Genomic DNA, 15,296 nt, shown 5'->3' on the forward strand with positions numbered 1-15,296 from the left:
CACGGAAAGGCAAATGGCTGAAAAGGCAAAGCGCAAGGGCAGCGACAAGGCAAGCAAGTCGGTCAAGTCGGCGAGCGACCGCATCGAGGTACGCCAATCGGGCGTGCATGGCAAGGGCGTTTACGCGCTGGCGCCGATCGCCGAGGGCGAGCGGGTGATCGAATACAAGGGCGAGCACATTTCCTGGAAGAAGGCGCTGGAACGCCACCCGCACGACCCGACCGACCCGAACCACACGTTCTATTTCAGCCTGGACGACGGCAGCGTGATCGATGCCAAGTTCGGCGGCAACCGCGCGCGCTGGATCAACCACGCCTGCGCCCCGAACTGCGAGGCGCGCGAGAAGAAGGGCAAGGTGTTTATCCACGCGCTGCGCGATATCGCGGCTGGCGAAGAGCTCTTCTATGACTACGGGCTGGTGATCGACGCCCGCTATACGAAGAAGCTGAAGAAGGAATTCGAGTGCCGTTGTGGCAATCCGGAATGCCGCGGCACCATGCTTGCGCCCAAGGAAAAGAAGGCGGGCAGCAAGTAAGGCCCGCTCAAACCCCGGCCGGGACCTGAGCGGCCCGCGTCAGGCGGCCACGCCGGCAGCTTCGCATGGGATCCGGATCACGAAGCGCATGGTCGGGCGCCGTTCACTGCCCGCGGCCGGCTCTGCAGCTGTGTCCGCCGTGTCCGGGTTGCCGGCCGGCACATCCTCGATGCGGATGGTGCCGTGGTGCAGGCCGATGATTTCATGCACGATCGCGAGCCCCAGCCCGGCGCCAGCGGTCTGGGCCGCCGGCACCTGGTCGCCCTGGCGATCGCCACGGAAAAAGCGCTTGAAGACCTCTTCGCGCCGTTGCGGAGCGATGCCGGGACCGTTGTCTTCCACCATCACCACCGCCATGCCGCGATTGCCGAGCGCCTCGCCGCCCGCGCGTACCGTGATGCGGCCGCCCGGGGGCACGTATTTCACGGCGTTGTCGATCAGGTTGGACAGGGCTTCGCGCATCAGCAGCCGGTTGCCGCGCACCATGGCCGGCGAGCCGCCGGTAAAGGTCGGGCCTGGCAAGACCTCGAAGCCCAGGTCGAGGCGGCGCGCCAGCGCCTGAGGCACCCATTCCGCGCCGGTCTCGAAGGCCAGCGCAGCCAGGTCGAAATACTCCACCGGACCCAGCCGCTCCAGCGACAGCCCGGGCTCGGCCCGCGCCAGCGACAGCAGCTGGTTGGACAGGCGTACCGCGCGGTCGGAGGCGGTTTGCAGCTCGCGCAGCGCGTGGCGGGCGACTTCGAGCGAATCGGCTTCCATGGCACGGTCGGCGTGCAGCTTCACGGCGGTCAGCGGCGTGCGCAACTGGTGCGCGGCATCGGCAATGAATTTGCGCTGGGCGTCCAGCGCGTCCCGCAGGCGCGACAGCAGCGCATTCAGGCCGCGGATCAGCGGCGCCACTTCGGCCGGCACCTGGGTTTCGTCGAGCGCCGCGAGCGAGCGCGCGGTCTGGCGGTTCAGCTTGTCGGTCAGGATCTGCAGCGGCACCAGCTCTTCCTTGAGCACGTGCGAGAGGATCAGGCTGCCCACCAGCAGCAGCAGGATCAGCGGCACCGACACCGACAGCAGGATCTCGTTGGCCGCCGTTTCCCGGCGGTCCAGCAGTTCCGCCACTTCCACCACGACGGGGCCGCGCGTCGCCTTGCCGTCCTCGCTGGTGCCGAGTTCATCGGTTGCCGCGCTCGGCAGCATGATCGGCAGCCGCACGGCGCGGACCTGGCGGCCGCTGAACCAGGCATAGAACAGGCGTGCGTCGTGCAGCGTGGTCTGGCCGGTGCCGTAGCCGAGCCAGGTGTCCATGCCGCCGATCAGCCCGTCCGGGCCATGGATGCGCCAGTAGATGCGGTCGGTGCCTTCGGCCTCGACCAGCGTCTGCGCGATCGTCGGAATGTCCTGCTCCAGCCGCGGCCCGGCAATGCGGATCTGCTGCGCGATGCTGTTCGCCACGCCATATAGCGCGCGGTCGAATACCTGCGTGGTGTAGTGCGCGGCCAGCCAGTACGAGAGCGAGCCGCTCACCAGCACCAGCGCGAACAGCGGCGTGGCCAGCGCGCGCAACAAATGCACGCGCAGGCTGGCGTTGACCGCCACGCGCGGCGCCTGCGCCGTGCGGCGCGTCTGCGGCGGCGTGCCGGGTTCGGCAGCGGAACGGGAGATGCGGGATCGCGGCCACATGGCGCGGAAGCTTCAGTCAGTCGGCCGGCGCCGTCCCGGCCCGTGCCACGCGCGCGCGCTCATTGGCCGGCGCGGACCTGCAGCAGGTAGCCGAAGCCGCGCACCGTAACGATCTCGACGTCGCTTTCCTCGAGCTTCTTGCGCACGCGGTGCACATAGACTTCGATGGCGGTATCGCCGACGGTATCGCCGCCTTCGCCGGCCGGATGCGCGAAGGTCGCCAGGTGGTCCTGCAGCTGGGCCTTGCTGACCACGCGGCCCTGGCGCTGCAGCAGCAGTTCCAGCACCGCGAACTCGCGCGGCGACAGTTCCAGCGGCTTGCCGTCGATGAACATGCGGCGATCGTTGCCCGACAGGCGCAGGCGGCCCAGGCGCACATCGCGGTCGGGCACGGCTTCGCCATGCTGGCTGCGGCGCAGCAGCACGCGCACGCGGGCTTCCAGTTCGGGCAGGGCAAACGGTTTGACGAGATAGTCGTCGGCGCCGGCGTTCAGGCCGGAGAGCTTGTCTTCGAGCTCGTCGCGGGCGGTCAGGATGATGACCGGCGTGGTGCGGTTGCGGGCGCGGTAGCGCGCCAGCAGCGTCATGCCGTCGATGCCGGGCAGGCCCAGGTCGAGGATGACGAGGTCGTGCTGCTCGCGCAGCAGGTGTTCGGTGGCGTAGACGCCGTCATGGACCACGCGCACCTGGTGGCCGGCGCGTGTCAGGCCGGCTTCGACGCCGCTGGCGATCTGGCGGTCGTCTTCGATCAGCAGGATTCGCATGGCGGCAGTTCGGGCAGGACGTCGGGCATGGCTGGATCAGCCGGGAAGGAAGACAGGATGCGGCAGGCGCGGCGTGGCGCACACGCGAAACCGCGATCCGCAGATTGTACAGGCCACGGCCCTGGTCTTCCTTTCGGTTTGCCTTCAGTACCGCCGGTGCGCGCCTTACGCCGCCTGCAGCGAGGCGGCCGCACGCTCGATGAAACGGGCCAGGTCGATGTCGCGCTGGGTCAGGCCGTTGGCATCGTGCGTGGACAGGGTGATGTCGACGCGGTTGTAGACATTGAACCACTCGGGATGGTGGTCGGCTTTTTCCGCCTGGATGGCCACACGCGTCATGAACGCGAACGCGGCGTTGAAATCGGCGAAGGTGAAGCGCTTTTGGATGGCGTCGCGGTTGTCGACGTCGGTCCAGCCGGGCAGTTCGGCGAGCAGGGTGGTGCGCGCCTGGGGCGAAAGGGGGGTCATGTTGGGCTCGATCAGTTGAAAGAAAAAGCCGGCCCGCCCTGGCGGGCTTGCCGGCATTGTTTCACAAAGCAGAAAACCGTGCGGTCGGCCGCCTGCGGTCAGATATCGTCGCTGTCGCCCCAGCCTTCGCGGGTGCCGGCATGGAACACCTGGTCGCCTGCGGCCACGTCGCCGGCGCCCAGCGTCGGCAGGTCGCGCAGTTCCTGGTACAGCGGCGCGAAGTCCGGCCGGGTCGCGTCGAACAGCTGCTCGAAGTTGTCGATCACGAAGTAGGTCTTCTGGAAGGTGTCGATGCGGTAGCGCGTGCGCATGATGCGTCGCACGTCGAAGCCGATGCGGTTGGGGCTGGCCGAATCGAGGCTGTAGACCGACTCGCCCTGGCTGGACAGGATGCCGGCGCCATAGATGCGCAGGCCTTCGGGCGTGCGGATCAGGCCGAATTCCACCGTGTACCAGTACAGCCGCGCCAGCATGTCCAGCGCGCCCAGTCCCGCCGCCTTGAGGCCGCCCTTGCCGTAGGCCTCCATATAGTCGGCGAACACCGGGTTGATCAGCAGCGGCACATGGCCGAACACGTCGTGGAAGCAGTCCGGCTCCTGCAGGTAGTCGAGCTGCTCGGGCTTGCGCATCCACCAGCTGGCCGGGAAGCGGCGATTGGCCAGGTGATCGAAGAACACCTCGTCCGGCACCAGGCCCGGCACGGCGACCACCTGCCAGCCCGTGGCGCGCATCAGCGTCTCGTTGAGCTGGTCGAACTCGGGCACGCGGTCCTTTTCCATGCCCAGCGTCGCCAGCCCTTGCAGGAATTCGTTGCTGACGCGGCCGCGCAGCATCGACGCCTGGCGCTCGTACAGCTTGCGCCAGATGGCGTGGTCGGTGCTGCTGTAGCGGTGCACCGGCTGCGCGATGGTGAAGTCCGGGCGCAGTGCCTGGCCGGACAGCAGGCCGGCGTCGAACTGTTCCCTGAGCTTGTCGGTCATGGTGCCCTGGAAGGCGCCGTCAAACTGGCCAGAGGCTTCTTGAACGGGGGCGCTGGCGATAGCGGACATCGAATTTGTCTCCTGGATTGGCGCGGTGCGCTGCATGCGGTTTATCTGCGTAGTTTAGGCGTATGGTGCTGAAATTAAGCCGCAAAATCGGCTTTTATGGCCTCCATGACGCCTATAATTCGCGCCAACAAGACGATTAATGCGGGAATTGCGTATGGTTTCGCTTGATCACTTCGACCTCGCGCTGATCGCGGCCCTGCAAGCTGACGGGCGTTCCACCCACCAGCAGCTGGCCGAGCGGGTACACCTGTCGTCGAGCCAGGTAGGCCGGCGGCTGGCCCGGCTGGAGGCCGACGGTGTCATCACGGGTTATCGCGTGAGCCTGTCGACGCAGGCGCTGGGACTGGGCGTGCTGGTCTTTATCAGTGTCAAGCTGGCGCACCACGGCGACACCATCACGGAACGCTTCAGCGAGGAAATCCTGCTGCTCGAGGAAGTGCAGGAGTGCTATTCCGTGGCCGGCGAGGCCGATTACCTGATTCGCGTGGTCGTGCCGGACCTTCCCACGCTGGCCGAATTCACCATGAAGCGCCTGATGCGGGTGCCGGGCGTGGAAAGCATCCGTTCCAACATCGTCCTGACCGCGCTCAAGAGCGAAGGCGCCTTGCCGCTGTCGCACCTGCGCTGAAATTTTTGTCGGCCGCGCTGCAGGTTTGCGTGCCGGCCTTGCACTCCCAAACGTCACATGTCACCCTCGCCGGGTGCTTTGACGGGAGGATCGCAGGATGATGGGAATCGTTGCCCGACGGGGTCGGGAACTTGGCCAGCGCGCGTCGGCAAGCCGCGTCGCGATGGCGGGCGTGCTGGCAGGGCTGCTGATGTCGCCCGCGTTCGCGGCGCAAGTCACGCGCTTCTCGCCAGAGGGAACGGTTCCACAGGTGCGCCAGGTGGCGATCCGGTTCGACGAACCCATCGTGCCCATGGGCGACGTCAAGGCGGCTGCCCCGGCGGCCCTCTCCTGTACCGGAGCCGCCACGGCAGGGCAGGGACGCTGGGTCGATGCCAGCAACTGGGTGTTCGACTTCGAGCACGACCTGCCGCCCGGTGTGCGGTGTTCCGTGCGCATGTCCGCCAGCCTGCGCAGCGTGGCCGGCAAGCCCTACGCGGGCAAGGCCGAGTACCGGTTCGAGACCGGCGGCCCCACAGTCGTGGCCAGCCGTCCGTCGGGCGGCCAGATCGAGGAGGACCAGGTCTTCGCGCTGCGCTTCAATGGCGCGGCCACCGCGGCCTCGGTGCGCGATCACGCGTGGTGCCAGGCGGAAGGCCTGGGCGAGCGCATCCCCGTGCGCCTGCTGGCCGGCAAGGAGCGCGATGCCGTGCTCGACGCCATCTACTGGAAGCGCCTGGCCAAGGACGCGCCCGACGCGATCCACCTGCTGGCCTGCCAGCAGCGGCTGCCGGCTGGCGCGCGCATGCAGCTGGTGCTTGGCGCGGGCATTGCCACGCCGTCGGGCATCGCCACGCGCGACGAGCGCCGCTTCGATTACACAGTGCGTGAACCATTCACCGCGAGCTTCAGCTGCGAGCGGGAGCACGCGCAGTCGCCATGCACGCCACTGCGGCCGATGACGATCTCGTTCTCGGCGCCGATCGGGCGCAAGCTGGCCGAACACGTGGTGCTGAAGACGCCGTCAGGCCCGCGCGCGCCGCGGTTCGAAGCGGATCTCGCACCGGATGCCAGCGTCACGTCGCTTACCTTCGCCGCACCGTTTCCGGAGAAGGCCGATTTTACCATCGAGATCCCGCGTGACCTGAAGGACGACAGCGGCCGCACATTGTCCAATGCCGACCTGTTCCCGCTCAAGGTATCGACCGCGGCCATGCCGCCGCTGGCCAAGTTCGCCGCGGCGCCGTTCGGCGTGGTGGAGCGCTTCGGCGAACTGCCCAAGGGCAAGGCGCCGGCCGACTATCCGCCGCTGCTGCCGGTGACGCTGCGCAACGTGGAAGCCGACCTGCAGGTGCGCGGCGTGCAGGCGCAGGCGGGCACGGTGATGAAGCTCAAGGTCGATGACGATGGCGCCGTGCTGCGCTGGCTGGGGCTGGTGCGCCGCATGCACGAGACCAGCTGGACACGCGCGGAACTCGACGCGGTGCTGGCCGGCCGTTCGCCCTACGGCGTGAATAATCCGCGCAATGCGCCATCGATCGAAGCGCGCTCGGTGTCGCTGCTGGAACGCGCGGCGGGCGTGCAGAAGCTTTCAGTGCCCAAGCCTTCGGGCGATGCGCCGCGGCCGTTCGAGGTGGTCGGCATTCCCCTGCCGGAACCGGGCTTCCATGTGGTCGAAATCGCCTCGCCGATGCTCGGCGAAGCGCTGCTGGGCAAGCGCGCGCCCATGTATGTGCGCACTGCGGCGCTGGTCACCAATCTTGGCGTGCATTTCAAGCTGGCGCGCGGCGAAGGCGACGGCGCGATGAGCGGCCTGGCGTGGGTGACCGCGCTCGATGACGGCAAGCCCGTGCGCGACGCCGCTGTCGCCGTGCGTGACTGTTCCGGCAGGTTGCTGGGCGAAGGCCGTACCGATGCCAGCGGCATCGTGCGTTTCGCCAAGCTCGACGATGTGCGCGGCCGCAGCTGTGACGGCAATGGCCTGTCGGGCTATTTTGTTTCCGCGCGCATCGCGGCCACGCATCCGGAGGCGCGCGGCAAGGCCGACATGGCCTTCGTGATGTCCGACTGGAACCGCGGCATCGAGACCTGGCGCTTCAACGTGCCGACCGATGCGAGCGCCGCGCAGACCGTGCGCGCGCATACCGTGTTCGACCGCACGCTGCTGCGCGCTGGCGAAACGGTGTCGATGAAGCATTTCATCCGTGCCGAGACCGCACAGGGCTTTGCCTTGCCGCCCGCGAACCGCAAGCTGCCGCAGACGGTGGTGATCCGCCATGAAGGCAGCGGCCAGACCTACGAACTGCCGCTGCAGTGGCGCAATACCGCGACCGGCGGGCGCAGCGCCGAAAGCAGCTTCCAGGTGCCGCCCGCTGCCAAGCTGGGGGTCTATAACGTCGAACTGCAGGCCGAAGCCAGCGGCGCCAATGACGCCGACGACAACCACACGCGCACCTATGCCAGCGGCAGTTTCCGCGTGGAAGCGTTCCGGCTGCCGGTACTGACCGGCACGCTGCAAGCCACGGGTGGGCAAGGCGGCAAGGGCGGCGCCCTGATGGCGCCGTCTGAAGTGCCGGTCGGTGTCGAAGTGCATTACGTATCCGGCGGCGCGGCCATTGGCCTGCCGGTGCGCGTGTCCGCGCTGCTGCGCGACAAGTGGGTCAGCTTTCCTGGTTACGACGAGTACTCGTTCACGCCGCCGCGCGCCACGCGCGAGAACACCTCCGGCGACGAGGAGATGGATCAGGTCGACGAAGGCCAGGCTCGCGACGGCGGCCAGAAGCTGGTCGCCGACAAGCTCCCGGTGACGCTCGACAAGAACGGCAATGGGACTGTCACGCTGCGCAAGATGCCGAAGACCGATGCGCCGCGCGATCTGGTGCTCGAAGCCGGCTTTGCCGACCCGAACGGCGAGATCCAGACGCTGCGCCAGACCGTGCCGGTATGGCCTGCCGCCGTGGTGGCGGGCATCCGCACCGATGGCTGGGTATCGGTAAAGCAGAAGCTGGCCGTGCACGGCCTGGTGCTCGACACGCAGGGCAAGCCGGTGGCCGATACGCCGGTGAAGTTCAACGCACGGGCACGCCTCACCACGTCGACGCGCAAGCGCGTGGTAGGCGGCTTCTACCGCTACGACAACCGCAGCGAGAGCCGCGACCTCGGCACGGTGTGCGAGACGCGTACCGACGCGCAGGGCCGCGCGCGCTGCGATATCACGCTGGACCAGGCGGGCCAGGTGGAGCTGGTGGCGATTGCACGGGACAAGGATGGCCGCAGCACGCAAGCGGCCTCGACGGTATGGGTCACGCGCCAGGGCGAGCTGTGGTTCGGCGGCGAGAACCATGACCGCATCGACGTGCTGCCCGAGAAGAAGCAGTACGCGCCCGGCGACACCGCCGTGTTCCAGGTGCGCATGCCGTTCCGCGAGGCCACGGCGCTGGTCGCGGTGGAGCGTGAAGGCGTGCTCGAGACGCAGGTGGTCGAACTCCATGGCAGCGATCCCACGGTACGCGTGAAGGTCAAGCCGGAGTGGGGCCCCAACGTCTACGTGTCGGTGATGACGATCCGCGGACGCCTGCGTGAAGTGCCGTGGTATTCGTTCTTCACGTGGGGCTGGCGCCAGCCGGGCGAATGGTGGCGGGCGTTCCGCAGCGAGGGCAAGGAATACGCGGCGCCGACCGCGTTGGTAGACCTGTCCAGGCCGGCGTTCCGGCTTGGCCTGGCGGAGATCCGCGTCGGCAACGAGGCGCACAGGCTGGATGTCACCGTGACGCCGGACAAGGCGTCCTATACCGTGCGCGGCAAGGCGCGCGTCGCGCTGCAGGTGAAGCTGCCCGACGGCAAGCCCGCGGCCAATGGCGAGATCGCGCTGGCCGCGGTGGACCAGGCGCTGCTGGAGCTGATGCCGAACAACAGCTGGGACCTGCTCGACGCCATGCTGCAACGGCGCAGCTACGGCGTGGAGACCGCCACGGCGCAGATGGAAATCATCGGGCGCCGGCACTATGGGCGCAAGGCGGTGCCGGCCGGCGGTGGCGGCGGCAAGAGTCCGACGCGCGAACTGTTCGACACGCTGCTGCTGTGGAACCCGCGCGTGCAGCTCGATGCCGAAGGCAAGGCCACGGTGGAAGTGCCGCTCAATGATTCGCTGACCAGCTTCCGCATCGTCGCCGTGGCCGACCTTGGCGTGGGCCGCTTCGGTACCGGCAGCGCGACCATCGCGGCCACGCAGGACCTGCAGCTGATTTCCGGCCTGCCGCTGCTGGTGCGCGAAGACGACCGCTATCGCGCCATGTTCACGCTGCGCAATACAACCAAGCGGGCCATGACGGTGCAGGCCAGCGCACGCGCCACGCTGGTCGACAATGCCAGCGCGCTGCCTGCGCAGACCGTGCAGATACCGGCTGGCGAGGCACGCGAGATCGGCTGGGATGTCACCGCGCCGGCGCTGCTCGCGTACTCGCGCAGCGGCACGATCCAGTGGGAAGTGCAGGCCGCCGAGCAAGGCGCGGGGGGCGCGGCGGACCGCATCAAGGTATCGCAGCAGATCGTGCCGGCGGAGCCGGTGACGGCGCAGCAAGCTACGCTGGCGCAACTGACGCCGGGGCTGTCGGTGCCCGTGAAGGCGCCGCCCGGTGCGCTCACCGATCCGACGGGCAAGCTGCGCGGTGGCCTCCAGGTGAACCTGCAGTCGTCGCTCGCGGGCGGCATGCCGGGCGTGCGGGAGTGGTTCCTCAACTACCCGTTCAGCTGCCTGGAGCAGCGCGCGTCGAAGGCCATCGGCCTCGCTGACAACACGGCGTGGGACGCGCTGATGAACCAGCTGCCGTCATACCTCGATGCGAATGGCCTGGCCTCGTACTTCCCGCTGCGCAGCGACAGCCAGAGCGGCAGCGTCGCCCTGACGGCCTACCTGCTGTCGGTCAGCGACGAAGCCGCGAAAGCGGGCCTGACGTTGCGCGTGCCTGACGAGCAGCGCGCGCAGATGGAACGGGGCCTGACGGCGTTCGTCGAAGGCCGCATCCGCCCGGATGCGTGGAGTCCTTCCGCAGCCACGATGGATCTCGAAGTCCGCAAGCTGGCCGCGCTCGAAGCGCTGTCGCGCACGGGTCACGCGCAGGCGCGCATGCTCGGGTCGATCCAGATCCTGCCGGCGCAGTGGCCGACCTCGGCGCTGATCGACTGGACCCTGCTGCTGACGCGCATGCAGGACATTGCTCAGCGCGAAGCGCGGCTGGCCGAAGCGCAGCAACTGCTGCGCGCCCGCCTGACGGTGCAGGGCACGCGGCTGGCGTTCTCGACCGAGCGCAGCGACGACTGGTGGTGGCTGATGGCCGGCGGCGACGTGAATGCGGCACGCCTGCTCGCGCTGGCCGCGGAAGTGCCGGGCTGGAAGGACGATGCGCCGCAGCTTGCCACGGGATTGATCGGACGCCAGGTGCGCGGGGCATGGGGCACGACCAATGCCAATGCATGGGGCATGCTGGCGATCGCGCGCTTTGCGCAGGCGTTCGAGAAGACGCCGGTGGCGGGCAGCACGCGCCTGTCGGTGAGTGGTGGCGGGGAAAGCGCGCGCAGCTTCGACTGGAGCCGCGCGCAGCGCCGCGACGGCGTGGCGCAGGGTAGCGTCGACCTGCCGTGGCCGACCGGGGAGGGCGGCGGCACGCTGCAGCTCGAACAGGCCGGCGCGGGGCATCCGTGGGCCACGGTGCGCGCCATGGCCGCGGTGCCGCTGCCGGGACCGCTGGCCGCCGGCTATCGCGTGCGCCGCACGGTGACGCCGGTGGAGCAGGCGGTGTCGGGCAAGTGGTCGCGCGGCGATACGTATCGCGTGAAGCTTGACATCGACGCGCAGGCCGACATGACGTGGGTGGTGGTCAGCGATCCGGTCCCGGCCGGCGCGACCATCCTTGGCAGCGGGCTGGGGCGCGATTCGGCAATCGCCACGCGCGGCGAGCGGCGCAAGGGCATGGCGTGGCCCGCTTACACCGAACGCACGCCGCAGGCCTATCGCGAGTACTACGAGTACCTGCCCAAGGGCGGCATCTCGGTCGAGTACACGGTGCGCCTGAACAACGCCGGCGACTTCGCACTGCCGCCGACGCGCGTCGAAGCCATGTATGCGCCGGATGTGTTCGGCGCGGCGCCGAATGCGCGCCTGACCGTCGGAGCCCGCCCATGAGCTGGCTCGCGCTCATGATGCCGGCGCGCGTGCGCGAGTGGTGGCTGGCCGGCACCCTGGCGGGCGTGGTCTATGGTGCGCTGCTGGTGCAGGTAGCGATGGAGTTGCCCGACGGCGCGCCGCTGACCGGCCAGATCGCACTGCAGCCCGCGTGGAAGATCGCGATGGCGCTGATGCTGGCGCGTGCCGCGTGGTTCCATCGCCCGTTAAAGGAGCGGCGCTGGCTGGTGATTGCGCTGGTGTGCTCCGCGATCGGGGATTTGCTGCTCGCGGTGCCGGCGCTGCGCAGTTCGTTTGTGGGCGGCCTCGGCGCGTTCCTGCTCGCGCATCTCGCCTATCTGCGGGTGCTGGTGCCGCTCGCGGGCGACTGGCGCGCGCACCGGCTGGTCGCGTGCGGCGCGATGATCGGTGTGGCCGGCACGATGCTGGGCCGCTTCTGGCCCAACCTGGGCACGCTGGCGGGGCCGGTCACGGTGTACGTCATCGTGCTGGCGGCGATGGTCTGCGCCGCGCTGGTGGCGAAACTGCCGACGCCGTTCACCGCGCTGGGCGCACTGTGCTTCGCGGCGTCGGACATGATGATCGGCATTGCGCGCTTCCTGGTGCCGTTCGACAGTTTCCAGCTGGGCATCTGGTGGACGTATGCGGCTGCGCAGGTGCTGATCGTCGCGGGCATCGTGGGGAATCGAGCAGAGGGTGGGGAATGAAGTGGTTGGCAGGTGTGCTCGCAGGGCTTCCCGTGCCCCAGGGTTTCTCCCCTCTCCCACAAGTGGGAGAGGGGAGCAACCGAGTGGCAGCGCGCTTGTCAGCGTTGTTGTTCGTGGCCGCTTTGACCTGTGCCGCGCCTCAAGCCCACGCACTCCCATCCTTCCCCCAGGTCCGCGCCGACTGGCGCAGCACCGACGTCGTCGTCACCGACCGCAATGGCGAAACCATTGCGCGCCTGCGCGATGACTTCCGCGTGCGCCGCGGCGATTGGGTTACGCTCGCGGAGACCTCGCCCGCGCTGCGTACCGCCATCGTGCTGTCGGAAGACAAGCGCTTCTACGCGCACAGCGGCGTCGACTGGCAAGGCGTGGCCGCGGCGGCGTGGGCCAATCTCTGGAACACGCGCACACGCGGTGCTTCCACGCTGACCATGCAGCTCGCGGGGCTGCTCGATGAAGACCTGCGCCGACCGGGCAGCGCGGGCGCGGGGCGCAGCGTCACGCAGAAGCTCGGGCAGGCCGCCGGCGCCGCGTCGCTGGAGCGTAGCTGGAGCAAGGACCAGATCCTGGAGGCGTACCTGAACCTGGTGCCGTTCCGCGGCGAACTGGTCGGCCTGTCGGCGATGTCGCAGGCGTTGTTCGGCAAGTTTCCGGAAGGTCTCGATGCGCGCGAATCGGCGCTCGCCGTGGCGCTCGTTCGCGCGCCCAATGCCAGGGCCGCGCAAGTCGCACGGCGTGCCTGCGGCATCTTGCGCGAGATGCGAGTGCCGCGCGAATGCGAGGGGCTGGAGGGCTTCGCGCAACTGGCGCTGTTGCGCACGGGCAGTGTCGTGCAGCGCGGGTCGGCGGCATCGGCCATGCCGGGGCAAGTGGCGCCGCACCTGGGCCGGATGCTGTTGAGCCAGGCGCGCGGGCAAGCGGGCCCGAATGCGCCCGTTGCGCCGTATCTTCGCTCGACGCTCGATGCCGGCCTGCAGCGGGCGGCCGTGGCAAGCCTGCAGCGGCATCTGCGCGAACTGGCCGGCCGGCACGTGGAAGACGGCGCGGTGGTGGTGATCGACAACGCCAGCGGCGACGTGCTCGCCTACGTCGGCTCTTCGGGCGAACTGTCCGGCGCGGCGCAGGTGGACCACGCGCAGGCGCTGCGCCAGGCCGGCTCGACGCTGAAGCCGTTCCTGTACGAGCAGGCGTTGGAAGAGCGGCGGCTGACGGCCGCCTCGCTGCTTGATGATCGTCCCGTCAATTTGCCCGTGGGCGGCGGGCTGTACGTGCCGCAGAACTACGACCATCGCTATGCAGGCTGGGTGAGCACGCGTGCGGCACTGGCGGCATCGCTGAACGTGCCCGCCGTGCGCACGCTGGTGATGGTGACCCCGCACCGCTTCCACAAGCGGCTGGTGGCGCTGGGGCTGCCCCTGACCGAAGCCGGCGACTACTACGGCTACAGCCTCGCGCTGGGTAGCGCGGACGTGTCGCTGCTGGCGCTGACCAATGCGTATCGGGCGCTCGCGAATGGCGGCCGCTACGGCCCGGTACGCACGCGCGCCGGCGTGGCAGCGGTGCCGTCGACGGCAGTGATGTCGCCGGCGGCGACTTATGTGATCGGCGACATCCTGTCCGATCGGCATGCGCGTGCGCGCACCTTCGGTCTCGACAGCCCGCTGACCACGCGCTTCTGGACGGCGGTGAAGACCGGCACCAGCAAGGACATGCGCGACAACTGGTGCATCGGCTGGTCGCAGCGCTACACCGTGGGCGTGTGGGTCGGCAACGCCAGCGGGGCCAGCATGCACGATGTGTCAGGTGTCTCGGGCGCGGCGCCGGTATGGCATGACGTGATGGACGCGCTGCACCGGTCGCAGCCAAGCATGGCCCCGGGCGTGCCGGCGGGTGTGGAGCGTGTGGCACTGACCTTCTCCGATGACCTTGAACCCGCGCGCGAGGAAGTGTTCCTGGCTGGGACGGCGCTCACGCATGTCAATGTCGGCACATCGTCGGCGCGCGCTGGCGTGCCGGCGATCGCAAACCCCGCCGACGGGACCATTTTTGCACTCGATCCGGACATGCCGCCATCCGCGCAGCGCGTGTGGTTCCACGCCGAAGGCGTGTCCGGCCAGACCGCGCGCACGGTGAGCTGGCGCATGGACGGCAAGCCGCTCGGGCGCGGTGGCGAAGTGGCGTGGCTGCCATGGCCGGGCCGCCATCAGGTGGAACTGCTGGATGCGGCCGGCAAGGTAGTGCACCGCATCGGCATTGAAGTGCGCGGCGCGAGCGTGCGTGCGCCGGCCGCTTCAGCGGGACGCGGCGGCCGCTGAAACAGGCGCGCGCGCCTTGAGGAAATCGACGAAGGCACGCAGCTTCGGTGGCATCAGCGCGCGGCCAGGGTAGTAAAGGTAGAAGCCGTCGAACGGCGGCAGCCAGCGTTCCAGCACGGTGACGAGCCGGCCATCGTCGAGCGCTGCGCGGACGTGGTGGGGGAACTCGTAGATCAGCCCCGCGCCATCCAGCGCGGCCTGGTGCAGCAGCGTCTTGTCGTTGGCGATCAGCGCCGCGTGCGTGTCCACGGTGAAGGTGCGGCCGTCTTCGATGAATTCCCACCGGTAGACGCTGCCATGCGGACCGAAGCGGTATTGCAGGCAGGCATGCGTGTGCAGGTCGGAGGGAGTCTGCGGGGTGCCGTGTTGCGCGAGATAGGCGGGCGCGGCTGCCACGACCATGCGCAGCGGGCCGGTGACAGGGATTGCCACCATGTCACGCTGCAGGGCCTCGCCCAGGCGCAGGCCGGCGTCGAAGCCTTCGGCGACCATGTCGGCAAAACGGTCGTCGGTGACCACATCGACGCAAATGCCCGGGTACGCGCGCATGAAGGCCGCCAGCAGGGGCCGCAACACGATGACACCGGCGGTATTGGGCGTGGTCAGGCGCAGGGTACCGACCGGGTTGTCGCGCTGCTGGCGCACGTCGTCGGTGGCCGCGCCGATTTCCTGCAGCGCGGGCTCGATGCGGGCGAGCAATGCCGCGCCCGCTTCCGTCAGCCCGACGCTGCGCGTGGTGCGCTGCAGGAGACGCACGCCAAGCCGCGCTTCAAGCTGGCGAATGGTCTGCGATACCGCGGACGGGCTGACCGCGAGCGCCGCGGCGGCGGCCGTGAAGCTGCCGTGGCGGGCCACGCGCACGAACGCCGCTAGTGCGGGCAGGGAATCAGCATCGATTGTGAAGTCAGGCTTCATGATGCATGCAGCGTAGCATGCTGGTTCCGTGGCCGTCGACTGGCCATACTCGCCTGCATTCGTCGCCGCGTGCGACGCCAT

Annotated in this window: 10 protein-coding genes; 5 read left to right on the plus strand and 5 right to left on the minus strand. The window is 68.8% G+C overall.

The features are described 5' to 3' along the window. Window positions 1-13 precede the first annotated feature (13 nt). Window positions 14-535, plus strand: coding sequence for an SET domain-containing protein (locus AC3FKH_RS03130; RefSeq protein WP_488672822.1), 522 nt, complete (start codon window positions 14-16; stop codon window positions 533-535). 39 nt (window positions 536-574) lie between these two features. On the opposite strand, the gene AC3FKH_RS03135 is transcribed toward AC3FKH_RS03130, so the two are convergent. The 4 genes from AC3FKH_RS03135 to phhA all read right to left on the minus strand — a co-directional run bounded on the left by AC3FKH_RS03135 (window position 575) and on the right by phhA (window position 4,490). Then, the gene (locus tag AC3FKH_RS03135; RefSeq protein ID WP_488672824.1) at window positions 575-2,209 is read right to left on the minus strand and encodes a sensor histidine kinase; all 1,635 of its coding nucleotides are present in this window, start codon (window positions 2,207-2,209) and stop codon (window positions 575-577) included. A 59-nt stretch (window positions 2,210-2,268) separates the two neighbouring features. Continuing rightward, a complete protein-coding gene (locus tag AC3FKH_RS03140) occupies window positions 2,269-2,973 on the minus strand; it encodes a response regulator transcription factor (protein WP_211952709.1) in 705 nt (234 codons plus the stop codon). A gap of 165 nt (window positions 2,974-3,138) precedes the next feature. After that, window positions 3,139-3,441 (minus strand): 4a-hydroxytetrahydrobiopterin dehydratase, encoded by a 303-nt coding sequence (locus AC3FKH_RS03145; RefSeq protein ID WP_488672826.1) that lies wholly within the window; start codon window positions 3,439-3,441, stop codon window positions 3,139-3,141. Window positions 3,442-3,539: 98 nt separating this feature from the next. Then, window positions 3,540-4,490 carry a phenylalanine 4-monooxygenase gene (gene phhA, locus AC3FKH_RS03150; RefSeq protein WP_488672828.1) on the minus strand — a complete coding sequence of 317 codons (951 nt, stop codon included), beginning with the start codon at window positions 4,488-4,490 and terminating at the stop codon, window positions 3,540-3,542. Window positions 4,491-4,644: 154 nt separating this feature from the next. On the opposite strand from phhA, the gene AC3FKH_RS03155 reads away from it, so the two are divergent. From AC3FKH_RS03155 to pbpC, 4 genes are all read left to right on the plus strand, one after another. Then, a complete protein-coding gene (locus AC3FKH_RS03155; RefSeq protein ID WP_483730762.1) occupies window positions 4,645-5,118 on the plus strand; it encodes an Lrp/AsnC family transcriptional regulator in 474 nt (157 codons plus the stop codon). A gap of 97 nt (window positions 5,119-5,215) precedes the next feature. Beyond that, window positions 5,216-11,278 carry an alpha-2-macroglobulin family protein gene (locus AC3FKH_RS03160; protein ID WP_488672830.1) on the plus strand — a complete coding sequence of 2,021 codons (6,063 nt, stop codon included), beginning with the start codon at window positions 5,216-5,218 and terminating at the stop codon, window positions 11,276-11,278. After that, window positions 11,275-11,985: a lysoplasmalogenase gene (locus AC3FKH_RS03165; protein ID WP_488672832.1), complete on the plus strand. Its 711-nt coding sequence runs from the start codon at window positions 11,275-11,277 to the stop codon at window positions 11,983-11,985. Before AC3FKH_RS03160 ends, AC3FKH_RS03165 begins: the two co-directional genes overlap by 4 nt. Before the next feature lie 104 nt (window positions 11,986-12,089). Next, window positions 12,090-14,300, plus strand: coding sequence for a penicillin-binding protein 1C (pbpC, locus tag AC3FKH_RS03170; protein WP_488672897.1), 2,211 nt, complete (start codon window positions 12,090-12,092; stop codon window positions 14,298-14,300). Here pbpC and AC3FKH_RS03175 read toward each other — a convergent pair. After that, a complete protein-coding gene (locus AC3FKH_RS03175; RefSeq protein ID WP_488672834.1) occupies window positions 14,277-15,215 on the minus strand; it encodes a LysR family transcriptional regulator in 939 nt (312 codons plus the stop codon). The genes pbpC and AC3FKH_RS03175 overlap by 24 nt on opposite strands. Window positions 15,216-15,296 lie beyond the last annotated feature (81 nt).

The organism is Cupriavidus sp. 21MJTG02-4, from assembly GCF_057798975.1.

Bases quoted from the DNA above. Each gene is read 5' to 3' on its own strand.
- AC3FKH_RS03140 (WP_211952709.1), bottom strand. From the start codon at position 2,973: ATGCGAATCCTGCTGATCGAAGACGACCGCCAGATCGCCAGCGGCGTC.
- AC3FKH_RS03160 (WP_488672830.1), top strand. From the start codon at position 5,216: ATGATGGGAATCGTTGCCCGACGGGGTCGGGAACTTGGCCAGCGCGCG.
- AC3FKH_RS03165 (WP_488672832.1), top strand. From the start codon at position 11,275: ATGAGCTGGCTCGCGCTCATGATGCCGGCGCGCGTGCGCGAGTGGTGG.
- AC3FKH_RS03130 (WP_488672822.1), top strand. From the start codon at position 14: ATGGCTGAAAAGGCAAAGCGCAAGGGCAGCGACAAGGCAAGCAAGTCG.
- AC3FKH_RS03135 (WP_488672824.1), bottom strand. From the start codon at position 2,209: ATGTGGCCGCGATCCCGCATCTCCCGTTCCGCTGCCGAACCCGGCACG.
- AC3FKH_RS03175 (WP_488672834.1), bottom strand. From the start codon at position 15,215: ATGAAGCCTGACTTCACAATCGATGCTGATTCCCTGCCCGCACTAGCG.
- phhA (WP_488672828.1), bottom strand. From the start codon at position 4,490: ATGTCCGCTATCGCCAGCGCCCCCGTTCAAGAAGCCTCTGGCCAGTTT.
- AC3FKH_RS03145 (WP_488672826.1), bottom strand. From the start codon at position 3,441: ATGACCCCCCTTTCGCCCCAGGCGCGCACCACCCTGCTCGCCGAACTG.
- AC3FKH_RS03155 (WP_483730762.1), top strand. From the start codon at position 4,645: ATGGTTTCGCTTGATCACTTCGACCTCGCGCTGATCGCGGCCCTGCAA.